The 17,500-nt window shown below is 41.7% G+C and carries 17 protein-coding genes and 5 tRNA genes; 12 read left to right on the forward strand and 10 right to left on the reverse strand.

The genetic code is table 11. The annotated features are described in order from the left end of the window. Nucleotides 1–63: 63 nt before the first annotated feature. The 5 genes from IPF37_06135 (at nt 64) to IPF37_06155 (ending at nt 3,214) form a co-directional block, all read left to right on the forward strand. On the forward strand, nt 64–1,380 hold the full coding sequence (locus tag IPF37_06135) for a hypothetical protein (GenBank protein ID QQR49101.1): 1,317 nt from the start codon (nt 64–66) through the stop codon (nt 1,378–1,380). Between the two features lie 154 nt (nt 1,381–1,534). Beyond that, nucleotides 1,535–1,610, forward strand: a tRNA-His gene (locus IPF37_06140). Between the two features lie 63 nt (nt 1,611–1,673). Beyond that, nucleotides 1,674–1,749: transfer RNA gene (locus tag IPF37_06145), tRNA-Pro, on the forward strand. A 5-nt stretch (nt 1,750–1,754) separates the two neighbouring features. Continuing rightward, nucleotides 1,755–1,828 (forward strand) — tRNA-Arg (locus IPF37_06150). Nucleotides 1,829–1,882: 54 nt separating this feature from the next. Then, on the forward strand, nt 1,883–3,214 hold the full coding sequence (locus IPF37_06155; protein QQR49102.1) for a DEAD/DEAH box helicase: 1,332 nt from the start codon (nt 1,883–1,885) through the stop codon (nt 3,212–3,214). Between the two features lie 127 nt (nt 3,215–3,341). Here the strand turns inward: IPF37_06155 and IPF37_06160 are convergent, their stop codons facing one another. After that, a complete protein-coding gene (locus IPF37_06160) occupies nt 3,342–3,668 on the reverse strand; it encodes a MepB family protein (protein ID QQR49103.1) in 327 nt (108 codons plus the stop codon). Between the two features lie 420 nt (nt 3,669–4,088). Between IPF37_06160 and IPF37_06165 the strand changes: the two genes are divergently transcribed. The 5 genes from IPF37_06165 to IPF37_06185 all read left to right on the forward strand — a co-directional run bounded on the left by IPF37_06165 (nt 4,089) and on the right by IPF37_06185 (nt 8,952). Then, the gene (locus IPF37_06165) at nt 4,089–4,700 is read left to right on the forward strand and encodes a hypothetical protein (protein ID QQR49104.1); all 612 of its coding nucleotides are present in this window, start codon (nt 4,089–4,091) and stop codon (nt 4,698–4,700) included. An 82-nt stretch (nt 4,701–4,782) separates the two neighbouring features. After that, on the forward strand, nt 4,783–5,361 hold the full coding sequence (locus tag IPF37_06170) for a hypothetical protein (GenBank protein ID QQR49105.1): 579 nt from the start codon (nt 4,783–4,785) through the stop codon (nt 5,359–5,361). A gap of 161 nt (nt 5,362–5,522) precedes the next feature. Beyond that, a complete protein-coding gene (gene mrdA / locus IPF37_06175) occupies nt 5,523–7,277 on the forward strand; it encodes a penicillin-binding protein 2 (protein QQR49106.1) in 1,755 nt (584 codons plus the stop codon). Nucleotides 7,278–7,324: 47 nt separating this feature from the next. After that, entirely contained in the window at nt 7,325–7,843 is a 519-nt protein-coding gene (locus IPF37_06180) for an HAD family hydrolase (protein QQR49107.1), read from the forward strand. Nucleotides 7,844–7,863: 20 nt separating this feature from the next. Beyond that, nucleotides 7,864–8,952 carry a hypothetical protein gene (locus IPF37_06185; protein ID QQR49108.1) on the forward strand — a complete coding sequence of 363 codons (1,089 nt, stop codon included), beginning with the start codon at nt 7,864–7,866 and terminating at the stop codon, nt 8,950–8,952. A 281-nt stretch (nt 8,953–9,233) separates the two neighbouring features. Here IPF37_06185 and IPF37_06190 read toward each other — a convergent pair whose 3' ends face one another. Beyond that, nucleotides 9,234–9,980, reverse strand: coding sequence for a hypothetical protein (locus IPF37_06190; GenBank protein QQR49109.1), 747 nt, complete (start codon nt 9,978–9,980; stop codon nt 9,234–9,236). Between the two features lie 252 nt (nt 9,981–10,232). Here IPF37_06190 and IPF37_06195 point away from each other — a divergent pair, with 252 nt between their 5' ends. Next, entirely contained in the window at nt 10,233–10,802 is a 570-nt protein-coding gene (locus tag IPF37_06195; protein QQR49110.1) for a hypothetical protein, read from the forward strand. Nucleotides 10,803–10,986: 184 nt separating this feature from the next. Further along, nucleotides 10,987–12,027: a hypothetical protein gene (locus tag IPF37_06200; protein ID QQR49111.1), complete on the forward strand. Its 1,041-nt coding sequence runs from the start codon at nt 10,987–10,989 to the stop codon at nt 12,025–12,027. Nucleotides 12,028–12,105: 78 nt separating this feature from the next. Here the strand turns inward: IPF37_06200 and IPF37_06205 are convergent. The 8 genes from IPF37_06205 to IPF37_06240 form a co-directional block, all read right to left on the reverse strand. Beyond that, nucleotides 12,106–12,179: transfer RNA gene (locus tag IPF37_06205), tRNA-Arg, on the reverse strand. Nucleotides 12,180–12,235: 56 nt separating this feature from the next. Further along, nucleotides 12,236–12,309 (reverse strand) — tRNA-Arg (locus IPF37_06210). 44 nt (nt 12,310–12,353) lie between these two features. Further along, entirely contained in the window at nt 12,354–13,175 is an 822-nt protein-coding gene (locus IPF37_06215) for a rod shape-determining protein MreC (protein QQR49112.1), read from the reverse strand. 42 nt (nt 13,176–13,217) lie between these two features. After that, entirely contained in the window at nt 13,218–14,234 is a 1,017-nt protein-coding gene (locus IPF37_06220; protein ID QQR49113.1) for a tRNA-dihydrouridine synthase, read from the reverse strand. A 63-nt stretch (nt 14,235–14,297) separates the two neighbouring features. Further along, a complete protein-coding gene (gatA, locus tag IPF37_06225; GenBank protein QQR49114.1) occupies nt 14,298–15,674 on the reverse strand; it encodes an Asp-tRNA(Asn)/Glu-tRNA(Gln) amidotransferase subunit GatA in 1,377 nt (458 codons plus the stop codon). Between the two features lie 29 nt (nt 15,675–15,703). After that, nucleotides 15,704–15,985, reverse strand: coding sequence for an Asp-tRNA(Asn)/Glu-tRNA(Gln) amidotransferase subunit GatC (gene gatC / locus IPF37_06230; GenBank protein QQR49115.1), 282 nt, complete (start codon nt 15,983–15,985; stop codon nt 15,704–15,706). Between the two features lie 76 nt (nt 15,986–16,061). Beyond that, complete coding sequence (locus IPF37_06235) at nt 16,062–16,679, reverse strand: hypothetical protein (protein ID QQR49116.1); 618 nt, start codon at nt 16,677–16,679, stop codon at nt 16,062–16,064. Between the two features lie 20 nt (nt 16,680–16,699). Then, a complete protein-coding gene (locus IPF37_06240; GenBank protein ID QQR49117.1) occupies nt 16,700–17,449 on the reverse strand; it encodes a hypothetical protein in 750 nt (249 codons plus the stop codon). Between the last annotated feature and the right edge of the window lie 51 nt (nt 17,450–17,500).

Consider the following 17,500-nt stretch of genomic DNA (forward strand, 5'->3'; position numbering starts at 1 on the left):
CAAAAAAGAGCTGATATGGTAGGCTGCTTTGTTCATAAATTTATTTGATATAAGGAACTATCTATGATGCTTGTACTTATAGCGCTAGTTTATCAATGCCTACAAATAATCGCAGTGCCTTTTGTTGGGGTCTACTTGATTGTTCGTTTTTTTAAAGGGAAATCAGTTTTTGGCAACTTTTCACAGCGGTTTGGTTTTGTGCCGTGCGTAAAGCCTGGGCAGCAATCATTGTGGCTGCATGCTGTTTCGGTTGGGGAAATTTTGGCGATGCAGCAATTAATTGTGCAGCTAAAACAACAGCACCCTGGTGCCGTTTGTTATGTGACGACGGGCACGCTTGGTGGGCAGGCAATGGCGCGTAAATTTTTGAATGCTGACGTGGTGAGTTTTTTGCCCTTCGATTTTTTAATTCCCATGATGATGGCGTTTAACCGCATTCGTCCTCAGGCATTACTTATTGTTGAGGGGGATCTGTGGCCTAATTTCATTATGCTGGCTCGTTGGTTCAAGGTACCTTTGTATTTGCTCAACGCTCGCGTCAATTCAAGCTCCAAAAGACGTATGCACTCTGTGAAGTTTTTATATAAACCCTTGCTTAATAGTTTTGTTCATATTTTTACGCAAAGTGAAGAAGATGTTCAAGCGTTTAAGGAATTGGGCGTTGAGCCATTAAAACTTTCTGTCCTGGGCAACATAAAGGCTTACAACGTGGTTGCCAAGCGAGAGCAAGAAGCGCGTAGTGCGAGTTTGTCTAAAGAGCGTTCTGCCGTCTTGCTGGTTGGCTCTGTTCATCCTGGGGAGCTTGGCTATTACTTAAAACTTTTCGTTGCGCTCAAGCCGCTCTATCCATCTTTAAAATTGATACTGGCGCCACGCCATTTCAATTGGCTGCCGGAGCTGCGCAGCAAAGTACAGGCAACGGGCTACGCGTCGTTGGTGTGGGATGAGCAGTGTGCGCAGCTCAATAAGGCGGTTGACCCGGTCCAAGAAATTGCTGAAAACGTTTTTGAACAGTATGACATTGTTTCAGTGTGCATGCTGGGTAAGTTATTTAGTTTGTGTCAGTTGGCAGACATCTTCTTTCTTGGTGGTACATTTGTGCCAGTTGGCGGGCATAACTTGCTTGAGCCTGCCGTGTGGGGCAAGCCGTGCATGGTGGGGCCGTATCATGCCAATTGCCAGGACCATGCCGACAGATTGGAACAGTGTGGAGCGTTGGTCAAAGTTACCAATTACGATGAATTAGAAAAGCAGGTAGTTGTTTTCTTAGCTCATGCCGAGCAACGAAAACAAGCGGGTTTTAGGGCTGCTCAATGGCTTGAACGTGAGGCAATTGATGTTAAAAAAAATCTTAATCAGTTATTTCAACAGTTGCACTAATTGCCTGAATAATACGATTAATAAATACTTGTAAACGCCCGATTGTGACAAAAAGTGAAGTTTTTTTAAAAAAGATGAAAGTTTTTTTGATTTTTGTGCTGAAACAAAATATAATAGGGTCGTATTCTTTGAATATGCCTTGTGGCTAAACATGGTGGGCGTAGCTCAGTTGGTAGAGCATCAGATTGTGGTTCTGAACGTCGCGGGTTCGAGCCCCGTCGCTCACCCCAGCTAGCAAAAAGCACAGAGCCTAGTTTTTGCTGTTACACGCAAAAGAAATAAGCGCATTTTGTCGGGGCGTAGCGCAGTTGGTAGCGCACTCGCTTTGGGAGCGAGGGGTCGCCAGTTCGAATCTGGCCGCCCCGACCATTTATGTGCCCGTAGCTCAGTTGGATAGAGCAACGGATTTCTAATCCGTAGGTCACAGGTTCGAACCCTGTCGGGCACACTTACTTTTGTTTTGTGGCCAGGCCTTTTTTCTTTTCATTACTTTCAGGAATTTATGTCATATTACGATAAGCCCGAAGATTCATCCGGTAAAAAACCGGTCGGCAAAAAGAAGTTTTTTAAATCACCATCATCTCGTTCAACAACAAGCAAGCCTGGTTCTCGTCCTTCCTCTTCATCATCGTTATCTCATCGTCGAGGTCCGCAACAAGGTGGTTCATCGTCACGACGTCCGATCAAAAAGTTTAATCCTTCAGATTTTATGCGTAAAGTTGAAGAGCAAGTATCGGCGCCAGTGTATGTTTCTAAGCATTCGTTTGCAGATTTTCAGATCGAAGAACAGCTTAAAAAAAACATCAAGGTTCGTGGATACGTTACCCCAACCCCTATTCAAGATCAAGCGATACCGCTTATGCTTGAGGGTAAAGATATTGTTGGCACAGCTAATACCGGTACCGGTAAAACAGCAGCTTTCTTGATTCCGTTGGTTAATAATTTGTTAACCAAGAAAACAAATCGCGTGTTGATTATTACGCCAATCAGAGAATTAGCAGCACAGATTCAAGATGAGCTTGCTTACTTTGCTAAAGAAACTGGCTTCTTTTCGGTGTTGTGCATTGGCGGTCTGAACATCAGGCAGCAAATGAGTACGCTGCAACAAGATCCAGAGTTTGTTATTGGCACACCTGGTCGCTTGAAAGATTTGGAACAAAATGGCCATTTAAGATTGCATCGTTATAATTCTATCGTTCTTGATGAAGTTGATACCATGCTTGATATGGGCTTTATTAACGATATGAAGTATCTCCTTGCAAAGCTTCCTAAAGATCGTCATTCGTTGTTCTTTTCAGCAACTATTTCTAAAGAAATTAAAGATGTCATTGATAAGTTTTTGCGCAATCCTATTTCAATCAGCGTTAAAACACGTCAGTCTGCTGAAAACGTCAACCAAGATGTTATTACCGTTGATCCAAAAGATAAGATCGAAGTATTGCATGATTTGTTGATCAAGCCAGAATTTACCAAAGTTATTATCTTTGTTAGAACCAAGCGTTCAACAGACAAGTTGGCAAAGAGCTTGCGTGATCGTGGCTTTAAAATTGCTACGATTCATGGCAACAAAACACAGGCACAGCGCAAAAAAGCATTGTCTGAGTTTAAAGATAACCAGGTTAGAATTCTGTTGGCAACCGACGTGGTAGCACGTGGTATTGATATTGACGACGTTTCGCACGTTATCAACTTCGATTTGCCGCAAACGCATGAAGATTACATACATCGTATCGGTAGAACGGGTCGCGCCAATAAAATTGGACAAGCGATTACGTTTATCGAAAAAGAAGATGGTTCTTCACCGTCAGCGCCAATGCGTCGATCAGGAAAATAGTTTTTATTTTTCTATAGAATTTATGGAAAGGGGCTCCACGTTTTGTGGAGCCCCTTTTTTGATTTACTGGTGTGAGGAAAATAATTTTTGGACACGAGCTGTGTTGACCGGTTCATTTTTTTTGATTTCAAAAAAAGTAAGCCAGTTGCCACGCTTGTGTCATTTTTGCTTGTGGATTATCCGCCACATCCCAAGCTGGATACACGCGTACACCACGTTTGCCTCCACTATCATTTTTTGAAACAATGTCTTTTTCGGCAAGTATCTTTGTTGGAAAAACGAATTGTCCAAGTCGTTCGCCGTTTCTGACACTGATAACAAAAAAATCGATGTTGTCTGCCAAATCGTGCGGGGCGGTTATGCCGGCCTGGTTGCGCTTCCAGATGGTAACAAATTGACCAACTTTGGTTGGGGTGATTTTTGCAACGCGGAACAAGATGGCGTGATTATTCATCGTAAAAGTGCATGCGCCATATTCCTGACTTTCAACCTCTGTTTGAAAAATTTTTTATACTTAAATCACTCGGTTCATAAGCATGTTTTTGTGCTGTGCAAAGGTTTGCCGGCAGATTATCATGTGCCATATTCAAGTCTTTCTGACTAATTTTAAAGCAATGTTGTGATGATTATCTGTCAGTGTAATGACCTTTTAGGTACTACACAAGATGATTTATGACTTGCTTGGTTGAGTAAACGGTGGATAAGGTGCTGGATCGTAGTGATATTCAAGCTATGTAAGTCGTGGCGTTGTCGGTTGCATATTATTGATTATTCGAGTAGTATTAATGTGACGATTTGAAATATTTATATAAATTATGTCTATCCAGCGGCGCTATAAATATTGTTATAAAAATTCTATTGAGGGGGATCTCTTGTGAGTAAAAAATTAAATACTAATTTTCACTTTGTTTTTGTAGTTCTGGTAGCGATTAGTTTATTTGCTGGCTGCGCAAAGTATGCGTCACATCCATTGAGTAAGCCGGTAAGTATTGGTTGTGAAAAAGAAAATGTACGCGTAGCTGCTCAAGCGCTTACCAATGATGAATCTTATTTCTATTTCAGCAGACACGCTGTTGCCAAGGGCTATCAGCCAATTCATCTGTGCATTGAAAATTCGAGTAATCAGACATATATTTTTGATGCAAAATCTATCAATCTTCAGATTCAAGATCAGCATCATGTTGCGCAAGCGTTGCACGTTAACACGGTTAAAAGAACGGTGTTGTGGGGTCTGCCCGGCTTGTTTATATGGCCTTTGTTAATTGTTGCGGGTGTTGAAGGCGTGAAATCAAGCGATGCTAATACAAGTTTAGACAACGATTTTAATAATCGTGTGATTAGTAATAATTCACGATTGATCGTTGCACCCGGTTCATCGGTCAATAAGGTGTTTTTTGTAAGAACTGAAAATTTCAGGTATCATTTCAATCTTAAACTGAAAAATAGAGATTCAAAGCAAGAGCTTTCATTTGATGTAAAAATCTAAAAAGGTTACAATGAAAAATGGGCTCTGCATTAGGCGGGGCCCTTTTTTATTGTCATTAAAAAAGTATACGAAAGATATTTTCATGAGTTACGAATTGTATTATGTTACCGGCAATCCCGGTAAGTTTGAAGAAGTGCAGCGCTTTTTAAAAAACTATGCGCCAGAAATTGATCTCAAACAAGCTGATATCGATCTTCAAGAGCAGCAAACTGATGATCAATATGCTATCGCTGTCTACAAGGCGCAGCAAGCATGGGATTTGTTGGGTAAGCCACTGTTGATTGACGATGCCGGCGTTTATTTTGATAAGTACCACAAATTTCCTGGCACCATGACTAAATTTTTATTTCAAGGGATTGGTTTTGAAGGAATTTTTAAATTGGTTGAGCCAGGCGATCGTTTGCGTTATTTTTTGTATTTGATGTACGTTGATGGTCAAGGAGTGATGCATGCTTTTGAAGGTGAGTGTAAAGGTCGCGTTGTAAAACCTCCTGTCTTTGATGCGCATCCCCGGTTGCCGTTTGATGATATTTTCTTGCCTGACGGTTCAGACAAAACGTGTGCACAAATGCAGCATGATGATAATTTTCATCTTTTTGCACATCGTTTGTTGGCGGTCAAAAAATTTGTTGAGTGGTTACATAATAAAAAAAGCTCCTGAATTTCACGAGCTTTTTTTTAGCTCATTCACTTCTTAAAACCACACAAGTTGGTTTGTCATTGCTGCGGGGTTGGTTGTGGTGTATTCTTGAGCAAAGTTTCATTTTTTTAAATTTATTACTTTTTTTGAGACGTATCCTTTTCAAATAGGAATCAATCACTATGCCAATTCGTGCTAAAATGAGCCATGCGCGGCGGGCCCGGTTATGGCAGCTGGTTTATGGTTTTTTGTTTTTTTGCCTCATATTGTTGTTGCGATTGTTTTACTTGCAAGTTGATCAGTGGCTTTTGCTCAACAAGCTTGGTGAACGTAATTTTTTGAAAACTGAAACGATATTACCCATTCGCGGTAATTTTTATGATTGCAACCATACGCTTTTGGCGGCAAATAAACCTATTTTTGATCTTTATTGGCAGGGTCTGGGAGGTTCTTTTTCTCAGTATCAAGAAGAAATTGTTAAGCAGGTTCTGCAGGTAGTTGGTGATGCTGATAGTCAGTTAGCTGGTTTACTGGAAGGTCTTAAAAAAGCAGAGCGGTATGCGCGTTCTTTTTTGTTGAAGCAAAATGTTAATTTTGGGCAGTTGTGCAAAGTTAGTGAGCAGTGTTCACAGGTTCCTAACTTAGTTATTAAAAGTCGTTTTGAACGTTATTATCCGCACAAAAACTTTGCGAGTCACATTGTTGGGTACTTGAGTCGTGTAGAAAATGTTGGTTGTGATGGTCTTGAAAAATTGTTCGATCAAGATTTGGGTGGCCAACTTGGTTATGAAATGTCAGTTATTAATTCGACTGGCCGTATTCTCCGTCAACGCGAACGGCGTGATGCGCAAGCCGGGCAAGATTTAACGTTAACTTTAGACTATGCGGTGCAGCGTTTGGCGGAGTCAGCTTTTGAGTCCGATCAGACAGGCGCATTGATTGTTATGGATCCGGAAACTGGTGCCATACGCGCTTTGGCTTCGTATCCAAATTTTGATCCCAATCATTTTGTACAGCCTATTTCTGAATCGTTATGGAAAGAAAAATTTACGGTTCATAGTCCCTTGCTCAATCGTGCAACGGCAGCGCTATATCCGCCGGCTTCAACATTTAAGTTGGTGACAGTGACGGCAGGGCTTGAGGAAGGTGTGCTTACGACTGAGTCGGAGTTTAACTGCCAAGGCTTTATTCGGTTTGGTGGGCGAAAATTTTTGTGTCAGCGTCGTTGGGGGCATGGGACGATGGTGTTGCAAGATGCACTGGCGCATTCGTGCAATATTTTGTGTTTTGAGGCAGCAAAACATTTGCCGATAGATACGGTTGCTGATTATGCTTGTCGGTTTGGTTTGGGCTATAAAACTGATTTTTTGTTGCCTGAAAAATCTGGGTTAGTGCCAACATCGCATTGGAAACGAGTAATGAAAGGCGAGGGCTGGTGGCCGGGCGATACGCTATCAGTTTCTATTGGGCAAAGTTATTTATTAGTGACGCCGCTGCAAATTGCGCGAATGTATGGTGCGGTGTGTACCGGTTTTTTAGTTAAGCCGCGTATTTTGGAAAGTGAAGAAATTCAGCGAGAGGAGCTGAATGTTTCAGCACCCGTGTTAGATTTCTTGCGGCAGTCGATGTATTCAGCAGTACAAAAAGGAACGGTATGGCGCTTGCGACATTTTAAGAATTTTAAAATTTTTGCAAAGACGGGAACGGCGCAAACGTGTAGTTTGAATAAAGAAAAGACGCAACGAGAACACTTTGAGCATGCATGGTTGACCGGTTTTTTTGAGTACAAAGAAGAAAAGCCGTTGGTGCTGATTGTATTGCTTGAGTATGCGGGTGGCTCGCGGCCAGCAATTTTAATTGCGCATCGATTTCTTGATAGTTATCAGCGGTTTAGAGAAACTGGCATTATGCCAACGCCGTTGTATGATCAAGAGTAGTTTTGAATATCAGTGTCAAAAATTTTCCTTATGGTAGACTGGAGAACATGAAGAATTTTAAAGGATCTTATAAAGCAGCGTTTTTTGATCGCGATGGTACCATAATTGATTTTGTCGATTACTTGGCAAGCCTTGATGATATTGTGCTCATACCGCGAGCTGTTTATTTATGTCGGTTGTTGGCAAATAAAGGGTATAAAATTATCGTGATTACTAATCAGTCTGGTATTGCGCGAGGTTTTTTTGATGAGCAATTTGTGCAAAAAACACATGCGCACTTGGATACATTATTGCGTGAGCAGGGCGTTGTGATTGATGGCTGGTATTATTGTCCGCATCATCCTGAAGCTGGCGTGATACAATCGTATATTCAATCATGCGGTTGTCGCAAACCAATGCCCGGCATGTTGCAACAAGCAGCAGTTGAACATGATATTGATTTAACTGCCTCACTGATGTTTGGCGATAAGCTTCTTGATTTGCAAGCAGGTTGGGCGGCTGGGTGCCGTTCTTTTGAGATTAGTCGTGTGTTGCAGTTGTCGGATCAACAGATGGCATTGTTATAATAAAAAAGAGAGGAACGTTGATGGAATCAGAACAATCTCCAATGTTAAAAGTGTCTGGCAATATCTTACTTTTTTATGTGTACGATATTGGCGATGATGTTGATCTTGAAACTATTAGAAAAAAGAATTTTGTTAAAATAGCAGACATACCACTCTCGCCTTTTTTTAAGAACTATCATCTTCCGCTTTCTTTTCGTTTTAAAGATGAAAACGAAGCAGAAGATTTACAAAAAGACGGTGGGCATTGTCTGTTTCGCAAAGTTTATAATTTTGGTGTAATTTCTTTTTGTTATCGTGTGCCCTTTGAAGAATCGCTTGAAGCATTAAAGCACAAGGTTGGTGCCGTTAAAAAAAAGTTTGACGTGTTGAGCAAAAACGCTGCAGCAGAAGCTTTTGGCCATATTCAGTCGGCGGTAAACAAACCACATTTTGCCAACCTTGAAGGTGTCTATGTTGCCATACAAATTACGCCTATTGCATCAATTACTGCTGAGCAGTTTAGAGAAGAAAACAGTCAAAAAATTGCTTCGCTTTTGCGTTTAGAAATGCAATTGTTGTCAGAACATCAACGTACTGAAGTACTTTCTGCAACGACTAGTTATTATGGCCAAGACATGATTATTGTTGATACCAATGCCGCGCTTATTTATGACGATGAGTTTTTTGAGCCGCTGGAGTTTTTGGAATCGGCCAGTATCGAAAAACTTGAGTTGCAGTATTTCGATCGTGTGTTGGACGAAAAACTTAATTATTTTTATGCCCAAAGTTCCTATAAAATTCCATTGATTGCCTACATTCCATTTATGAGCAGCCAAGTTGATTTGCCCGTTTCACGCCTTGCAAAATTGCGCGTTGATATTTCGGTAGTGACTGAGCGTTTAGAAAATAGTGTGACGTCCTCGGGTGACGTTTATTTTTCTAATTTTTATGCCATTTTAGTTGATCGATTTTTTATTAAAGAATGGCGCGATTCTATCAATCGCAAGTTAGGCATTATCAAAGATTTGTACACGGTTTATCAAGATCGACTCGACACGATTCATGAAGAGTTTTTAAGTTTAGTTATTATTGTTTTGATTGTCGTAGAAGTATTATTAGTCTTGCGATAAAAAAGAGCAATTATAGTTTGAGTTTTTAATTACGATTATGTCGACAGATTCGCTCTATTCTGATTTTTTTAGATAAAAATGGTTGAAAATGTGCCATTCATAGTACTATTTTGGTTGAAAATCGTATATAAATCGTTGTTATTTTGGATGAAAATGCAAAGGAAGGGTTTTTATGAGCTCAGATTTTGAGAACAAGAAGCCGTTCAAATTCTTCATCCTGCTTGTCCGTCGAAGCTCGTAGAGCGAAGTCGGAAGCTTGTCGAAGGATTTGAACGGCCTTTTTATTGTCGCTTTACGCAACCAACAACATCACCAATAATATTTACTTTGTCGCCGTTGACGATCAAAATGCCCTTGCCAGATTCAAAGGTAATAGTGCCGTTGATGGTTGTTTCGCCATCAAGGACCAACGTTTGTTCTTCAGGGGCACGTTGTGGAAACCAGCTGGTGATCCATGATGTAAGCGATGAGTGGTGGTAATTGGTGCTGGTATTTTTTTTAATAGTAACGGTATTTGCGGTGCAGCTGGTAAGCATTACTTTTGGCGCGGTAACGTCAAGCGAAGTAAATGAAGAGTAAAAAGCGTTGCAAGGGCCGGTAATGGTGGTAGTACCACAGATGTTGGTGTGCTTCAAGGTGGTTGAACCGACTATTGATGCGTTACCTTCGATTGTTGCCTCAGTAAGTACCGTTGTGCCGATAAGCGACAGCGTGTCTTTGCATTTGATATTGCTGAGCGAAGTTGCCCCGACGACGCTCAATTTGTTGAATTTCCCAAAGCCTTTTTTGTTGCTAACATTGCCAGTGCAGTGTGCCTTTTCTTGCACCGTTAAATCTCTAAATACCAATGGTCCCGTGATGCTTAAGTTGGTGACGGCAACATTAGTAAGTTTTGTTGAGCCGATGATGTTTAAATGATCATACGTTTTGTTCGCTAAATCTTTTGAGCCTAAATATGATTTTGCTTCAAGAATGGGAGTGGCGGATGTTAAGAGAACTATGAATGAAAATACAAATCGTGCAAACATGAAAAAACCTTTGTTTTGCGTAATAAATTCAATAAATCTAGCGTAGCATTTTGGGGTTAAAACAGCAAGCGGTAAGGTTTAAGGTTTGATGGAAAAGGTAAAAAATCACAGCAACTGTTAGAATTACTAACAGTTGCTGTGATTTTTTACCTTTTAGGAAAAATAAAGGGCGAAAACATTGATTAAATCAAATTTTAATGGATAATTTCCTCGTGAGTATTTTGGGTAATTTCAACAAAAATGAGGAGCGCAATGAAGAAGAAATACCGGTTTTTTCTGGCAATAACAGCCTTTTCAATGAAGTTTTTAGCAGCAGGCCCGCTGTTTATTGCTGATGGCCCTGAATCGGCTCTCTACCAGGATGGTGAGCTGGGCATTGAATATCGATTTATTGAAGAGGCAAAAATGTGCTCGCAAATCGGTATTTTCTCATTGCTCGAGATTCCAACGAGCGATGAGGAACAAGAGTTAGCGCGCAGCAGTTGTGTGCAGCTTTTTATGCCAGTGTCTTTACAAAAAGTGTGGAGTGAAGAAACGAAAAATAGGACGATGTACGGTGGCGTTGATACTGATATAAACCAGGGCTTGATAACAAAGATTAATGGTTTTTGTGAATGGTTGTTTCAACAGCGTTTGGCTCGATCTCTGAAGCCTAGAGTTAGAGTTTCTTATCGAATAACGCCATATCTTGACACGCCTAGCCCATGGGGAATTGGCATTGAAAGTGGAGCGGCGTTCAAAAAAGATTGGCAGGTTTTTTATGCGCTTGGTGTATGGGAAGAGAGTTTTTATTGCTACGTGGAGCTACTGCGTACGTGGTAGTCGAGCCTTGGGAAAACACGAATGCACTCGCGTTTTAAAGTTGAAAATCCATGCAAATCTGTTACAGTACCTTCGCGTGTTATTAACGTTTCATTTCAACTTCTAGGGGAGTCCATCAATGTTCAGGTCCAATGTTTGTAAGGTATTGTTGTTTTTAATGTTTGCCTCAGCTACCGCTTCTCCGATGCTTAAAAATGCCATGGATAACGTTGATACATTAATACAACAAGGAAAATATGGGAGTGCTTCCCGCGAGATTATGGTGCATGTTTTGAATGAAGATTTGAGTAAGCCAAAACAAGAATATGCTTTGCAATTTGCAATCGATAAAGTAAAATTTGTGGCCAGTTTAGATAGAGAAGCTGTTACCAAAGAAGATGATACAGAAAGCTACATTGAGTTTGTTCTTGAAGATTTAACGAGATGTATCATTGGCCATTTATCTCGAAAAAAATCATTAGCAGAGGCAATAAGCTTTACCAAAGATTTCTTAGCATCATTTTCTCATAAATGGGTTGGTGTTTCTGCGTTAATGACTGAAGAGCTCTTTCATCAAGAACAAACCCCATCATTAGACCTTTTATCAAACTTGGTCGATGAATATTTGCTGCCAACCAGCGAACAAAAATTTAATCTTTTTTTAGAGTGTTTCGCTGAATATCTGTCACCCATTCACTATGTTTTAGGCACTTATCTGAGTCACCAGAACATGGTACGATTCCAGGCTGTGGGCGACGGTGATTTGGGAGCAGTGAATATTGGTAAAAAGTATGTAGATCACTTCTTTTCTCATGGGCATGAAGTAATGAGAAAACAGATAACAGAGAATTATGATGCTTTTAAAGCAATGATGGAAGAAGATGGGAGCGAGTTTATGGTGAAAGCTGTGCGCGAGCTCGGTAAAGAGCAGTTTATAAAATATTTCTTGGAAACTGAGGCTGGGTCTATTGCGGGCTTAGCGTTGAGTACCTCACTTTTCATGAAACGAGAAGATGCCATTGTTTATATTCGTAAAGTGTATGAAAGGTTAATTAAAGCTGGTTACGAGCGCATCGCAGAAGGTTTGAAACTATATTGCACCAATCAACCACTTGATGAAGATGCGGATAGAGATTTTTGGGGGCGCTATTTTATCTGCAATCCAAAGCATGTTTTATCAAGGGAATTGATTATTATTCCTGACCATTTAGCGAAAGCTTTGCTTAAGGTTTATAACACTTTTTGAGTTAAAATTTAAAAGCCCCCTGGAACAATTATCCAAGGGGCTTTTTTTATAGTCTGATAAAATCTGGCAAATGAGATGTGTGCCTAACAGGGCTCGAACCTGTGGCCTAGCGATTAGGAATCGCTCGCTCTATCCACCTGAGCTATAGGCACATCCGTCTTCGCGAGGGCTACGCCGGACAGGCTAATTCAATGGTTGGGTTAATAAGTGCGCCTGGCAGGGATCGAACCTGCAACCTACGGATTCGAAGTCCGGCACTCTATCCAATTGAGCTACAGGCGCATACCATATTCTGCTTAATTTTTACCAGAAAAAAGCGAAAAAGGCTAGAAAAGGTTTATCTTTGTTTCGTTGGTGAGTAAACAAAAGTTAATGCTAGCAAGATCGACGAGCGGCTCAATTTCGATCTCGTGGTACAACGCATTCTGTTGATGCTGATGATTGCTTATTTTTCCTAAGCAAAAACCCTCTGGAAATATTAATCCTTGGCCGCTGCAAAAAACCAAATCATCAACCTGAATCGTTGAAAGACTGGTGATGTACGAAAGCGTACAGCGGTTGGGCGTGTTAGTGCCCTGCACAATTCCTTCAGCATCAGTCGTGTTGGTAAAAGCGGCAATCTTGCATTGCTGGTCAGTCAGCAGCATAACTTTGCTGTGATAAGGCCATGTCTCAACAACCTTGCCAATAATTTGCAACTTATAAATGGCAACCATATCGTTGATTACGCCATCGCGTGAGCCCCGGTTGATAATATAATAATGCTCATCTGCCGATATATTTTTAACCAGAATTTTTGAAAAAAGTGCTGACGAGAGATTATAACGCTCTTGAAAATCAACGAGTTCTTTGCTGAGATGATAGTGGCGCGCGCCAGCTTCCAGCTTGATGACTTTTTCTTGAAGTATTTCGTTTTCAAGTGCCAACGTGTTAGCATATTCTTGTAGCTCTTGGTGCGAACGTTTGTGGATTACAATGCTGCTAACGTATGATGCCAATTTGCTTGATGCGGCTACAAACGGACAGGTAAGGGTGGCGGCTATTTTTTCGGTATAGCCAGCACGAAAAAAGAATACACGGTTGATCAAAAAAAGCAGGACTAACAGTGTGCCTGCTGACCATATAAAGGTTTTGTTTTTGGTTATCATAAAAATTGCCTGTTGCTTGCGATTTAGGCTTACACAAGAAAACTACTCTTGCGTGAGTGTAGCGCAATTGGCGGGATCTTCAACCTGATATTCCTGGCACAGCTGGTCAAGCTTGATACGCATCTCGTCTTCAGTTTGTGTTGTTAAAAGAGTTTTGCGCCACATAGCAGCATTTTCAACACTGCGGATGTATTGCGGCAGTTGCTTTTTAAAAATGCTAAAGCCAGAGTTGCCATAAAAATCTTTGTTCAAATAAAAATGGCGGCGTGCATAATCAAGGGCCGTTTTAGTATCGACAGAAAATTCTCGACCTTGTGAGTTTTCCACAATCTCGCGCATTTTCCATGGCGCGCCCCACAAAGCGCGGCCGATCATAAAACCATCAACGCCGGTCAGCTCATATGTTTTTTCAGCACGAGAGAAATTGTTGACGTTGCCAGAAAATATGACGGGAACCTTAACCGCTTCTTTAACTTTTTTGGTGAGTTCAAAATCTAAGCGTGAGACAAAACCTTCAGGTTGTGTACGCGGATGAATCATGATGCAAGCAACGCCGGCAGCCTCCGCTGCTTGTGCAACCTCAACCGCGTTGCGCTCCTTGTAACCAGCGCGAATTTTGAGTGTCATAGGAACGCGTCCCTTGATGATCCGATTGAATTCTAACAAAAGTTTTTCAAGTAACGGGATGTTGGCCATGAGTGCCGAGCCTGAGCCTGAGCCGGTAACGGTTCGTGATGGGCAGCCGCTGTTGAGGTTGATGAGTTTAAAATTATTCTCAATAACCTTTTCAACGCTTTGCTCAATAAATTCCAAGCGGTTGGCAGAAAATTGAAAGGCAAGTGGTTGCTCAATTTGTTTATATTTGAGCGTGCGTTGTGACTTGTCGTTGGCAACGTGTGAAACGTGGCGCATTTCGGTCATCAGCAATTCTTCTTTACAAAAATCGCGAATGAGTTGACGCAACGGTGAGTCAGTAACACCATCAAGTGGTGCTGCCATAAAACGGGGAATAACCAGGTTGCCAATAGTTAATTTTTCGGACCAAAATTCTTTATTCATAGTTCGCTGGGGTTTGAGTGTGATAATCGGTACTTTGTTCAAATGCGTATGCCGCTTGGTAGATCAACTGTTCTGAAAGTCGTGGGCCCATAAACTGCAAGCCAATTGGCAAGCCAGCTTTTGAAATGCCGCACGGTAATGACAAGGCTGGGGTGCCAGCGATACAATTTGGCACCAAAAATAGTCAGCCAAGTACATGGTAATCGGATCATTAACCACTTCGCCAATTTTGAAAGGGAAGGTTGGGGAAGTTGGGCTGACAATTAAATCAACATCGTTAAATGCTGCCATAAATTCAGCACGAATAATGTTGCGCACATGCGTTGCTGTGTTGTAATATTCGCCTTTATTTTTTGAGGAAAGAGCGTAGTTGCCGGTCAAGATGCGGCGCTTAACTTCATCGCCAAATTTATCGTGACGCGTGTTGAGATACATTTCTTGTAATGTTTTAGCGTCTTTGTTGCGGTTGCCGTAAAGCGAGCCATCGTAACGTGATAAGTTTGACGCAGCTTCAACGCGGCTTATAACAAAATAAACTGCATTCCCATATTTTAAATGAGGTAATGAAACTTCTTTGATGGTGGCGCCAAGGCTTTCAAGGTGTTTAACTCCCGTCTGAAACGAAGCACGAATTTCTTCGTTAATGCCTTCATGTTCAGCAACGTCGCGTAAAATACCAATGCGTAAGCCTTTTGGTAAGGTGCCGGTCAAATTTTTTGTGTAATCTTTTTTCTCAATTTGCAAGGAGCTTGCATCGTGCTCATCTTTGCCCGAAAGTATTGAGTTAATTAAAGCATTGTCGTAGACCGTTTTGGTCAAAGGACCAGCTTGGTCGGTTGATGAGGCAAATGCTAAAACGCCGTAGCGTGAGTTGTGGCCGTAGGTTGGGTACATGCCTACCAGGCCAGTAAATGCGGCAGGAAGGCGGATAGAGCCACCCGTTTCGGTTCCCAAGGCAAACGGAATCAGGCCTGCAGCAACTGCAGCGGCAGAGCCAGAGCTTGAGCCGCCAGGAATGCGCGATGGATCCCACGGGTTTTTGGTTGGTCCGTACGCAGAAAACTCACCAGAGCCGCCCATGGCAAATTCGTCCATGTTGGCCCGACCTAACGAAAGTCCGCCAGCGTTTTTAAGACGTGCGTGAACCGTTGCGTCGTATGTTGCTCGATAATTTTGTAAGATGTTAGAACCGGCAGAGGTGGTACGGCCGTGTTGCGAAATATTATCTTTTAAAATGTACGGGATACCAGCCAGTGGGCCGTTTGACGCTGTTGCTTGTTCAACGGTTTGAGCATCAAGGTCAAAGGTTTCTAAAATGCTATTCAGCGAAGGGTTGTATTTATTAATGCGCGCCTGAAAAAAAGCGACCACTTCCTGAGGGGATACTTCTTTTTTTGCAAGCAATGATTGTAATTCTTTGACGGTGATAAACGGTTTCATACTGATGGATCCTTTTTTATACGCAGGTATTAATCGAGAATTTTGGGGACACTAAAATAATGGTCTTCACGTTCTGGTGCTTGAGCCAACATTTCTTCAGTGCGGTTGCACACAACAACATTATCTTCACGAAAAACATTGATGTTACGAACCTGTCCAGTTTCATGGGTGGTGGAAACTTCTTGCAGTTGTTTGACGTAGCCCAAAATGGCAGAAAGCCGTTCAACATACGTATCTATTTCGCTTTCTTCAAGATGAAGCGAAGATAGTTGTGCCAATTTTAAAAGTTCTTCTCGATTAAAGGTAACCATGTCGTCCTAAATGTTTTGCAGCAGAGTTTGTGCTCATGTGCGTTATTAAAGCCTATCTAAGCCTTTGTAGTGTACGCTAAATTTCTTTATTTTGCCACTTGTGGCTCATAATTCTAAAGAAAAAGATAGCGCCCATAACGCCGGCATTCAGGTAATGACAGCCGTAAATGAGGATAAAGCGGAGGGCTTGGTTTTCGATGGGTAGCTTACTAAGGCCGTAAGAAAGCGGCAAAAAGAATAAAATGCATGACAAAGCACGTCCCCACATCACGCTTTTCATGTCGCCAGCGCCACGCAAGGCACCAGCCAAAATGACTTGTAAACAGTCAAAAAAGACCAAAAAGCTGATGGCGGGTAAAACGGCAGTGCCCAGGGAGGTATAGCTTTTATTTGGATCAAACATACCAATAAGCATTTCTGCATTCAAGCAGGCAAAGAGCAGGCAGCCGCCAACGCTGGTAAATGTTAGCATTAATACTTTTTTAATAGTTGATGAAGCTCCTTTTGGGTTGTTGGCGCCAAGCTGGTTGCTGACCAAAAAAGTAATAACTTGTGCAAAGGCCATGGCGGGAACAAAAGCAAACCGTTCAATATTTTTAACCACATCGTAGGTTGCGATTGCGTAGGTGCCCATGTCTGCCAACAATTTAGAAAGCCAAACATAAGCCAGAGCAAACGATGTTTTGTCCAGCATGATCGGCCAGCTTAAATTAATCAGATGGCAAGCGCGCTTAAAATCAAAAATTGAAAAGAAGGTTGCTTTAAAATATTTTTGTATTCTGGATTGAGCAAAATATAAGCAATAGCCGCAATATTCATAACGCTATACTGCAAAATGGTGGCAATAGCTGAACCATTTAAATCAAGTTGGGGAAAGCCGCAGCGGCCAAGAACCAAGGCATAGTCAAAGAAAATAAAAGTAGCAATGCCCAGCAAATTGAGAAACATGGGGATGCGGGTATTTTTAATGCCACGCATAAAACCAATAAAGCTGAGCGAGACAAAAATCAGTAACACACCACATGCTTTTAAGCGTAAAAAGGGCGCGCCAATAGCGGCCATTTCTGCCGGCACGCCAAGCCAGCGGTAAATGCCGTTGGCGCAGATGCTGATGATAAATAATTGAGCAAAGCCCAGCAGTAGGGTGGTCCAAAAAGTATTACTGAGTTCTTCGCCGCATCGTTCGTAGTCACCAGCGCCGTTATACCGGCCAATGATAGCAATAGCGGCAACTGGTAATGCTTCGGCAAATTTGATAAGCGTGTGAATAAAATTGGTTGCCATGGCAAGAGCGCCATATGCCATTGTTGTTTGTGAATTAGCAACGATATACGAATCCACGATGGGCGGCAAAGTGACAAGGATCATGGCTGATATCAATTCTGGAAGCCAGTAGCCCACGATGTCTTTAAGCGATTCGCCCATGTGCCAAGTCGAAACGGTGCGTTTGAGCAATGCCTTCATTATGATCCTTTGTTAATGACGATAACTTTGCAACGACTATTTTCTATGGCT

It is taken from the genome of bacterium, assembly GCA_016699045.1.
Taxonomy (GTDB): domain Bacteria; phylum Babelota; class Babeliae; order Babelales; family RVW-14; genus AaIE-18.

Coding starts and splice junctions, on each gene's coding strand:
- IPF37_06135 (QQR49101.1), top strand. CDS start 64: ATGATGCTTGTACTTATAGCGCTAGTTTATCAATGCCTACAAATAATC.
- IPF37_06155 (QQR49102.1), top strand. CDS start 1,883: ATGTCATATTACGATAAGCCCGAAGATTCATCCGGTAAAAAACCGGTC.
- IPF37_06160 (QQR49103.1), bottom strand. CDS start 3,668: ATGAATAATCACGCCATCTTGTTCCGCGTTGCAAAAATCACCCCAACC.
- IPF37_06170 (QQR49105.1), top strand. CDS start 4,783: ATGAGTTACGAATTGTATTATGTTACCGGCAATCCCGGTAAGTTTGAA.
- mrdA (QQR49106.1), top strand. CDS start 5,523: ATGCCAATTCGTGCTAAAATGAGCCATGCGCGGCGGGCCCGGTTATGG.
- IPF37_06180 (QQR49107.1), top strand. CDS start 7,325: ATGAAGAATTTTAAAGGATCTTATAAAGCAGCGTTTTTTGATCGCGAT.
- IPF37_06185 (QQR49108.1), top strand. CDS start 7,864: ATGGAATCAGAACAATCTCCAATGTTAAAAGTGTCTGGCAATATCTTA.
- IPF37_06190 (QQR49109.1), bottom strand. CDS start 9,980: ATGTTTGCACGATTTGTATTTTCATTCATAGTTCTCTTAACATCCGCC.
- IPF37_06195 (QQR49110.1), top strand. CDS start 10,233: ATGAAGAAGAAATACCGGTTTTTTCTGGCAATAACAGCCTTTTCAATG.
- IPF37_06200 (QQR49111.1), top strand. CDS start 10,987: ATGCTTAAAAATGCCATGGATAACGTTGATACATTAATACAACAAGGA.
- IPF37_06215 (QQR49112.1), bottom strand. CDS start 13,175: ATGATAACCAAAAACAAAACCTTTATATGGTCAGCAGGCACACTGTTA.
- IPF37_06220 (QQR49113.1), bottom strand. CDS start 14,234: ATGAATAAAGAATTTTGGTCCGAAAAATTAACTATTGGCAACCTGGTT.
- gatA (QQR49114.1), bottom strand. CDS start 15,674: ATGAAACCGTTTATCACCGTCAAAGAATTACAATCATTGCTTGCAAAA.
- gatC (QQR49115.1), bottom strand. CDS start 15,985: ATGGTTACCTTTAATCGAGAAGAACTTTTAAAATTGGCACAACTATCT.
- IPF37_06235 (QQR49116.1), bottom strand. CDS start 16,679: ATGCTGGACAAAACATCGTTTGCTCTGGCTTATGTTTGGCTTTCTAAA.
- IPF37_06240 (QQR49117.1), bottom strand. CDS start 17,449: ATGAAGGCATTGCTCAAACGCACCGTTTCGACTTGGCACATGGGCGAA.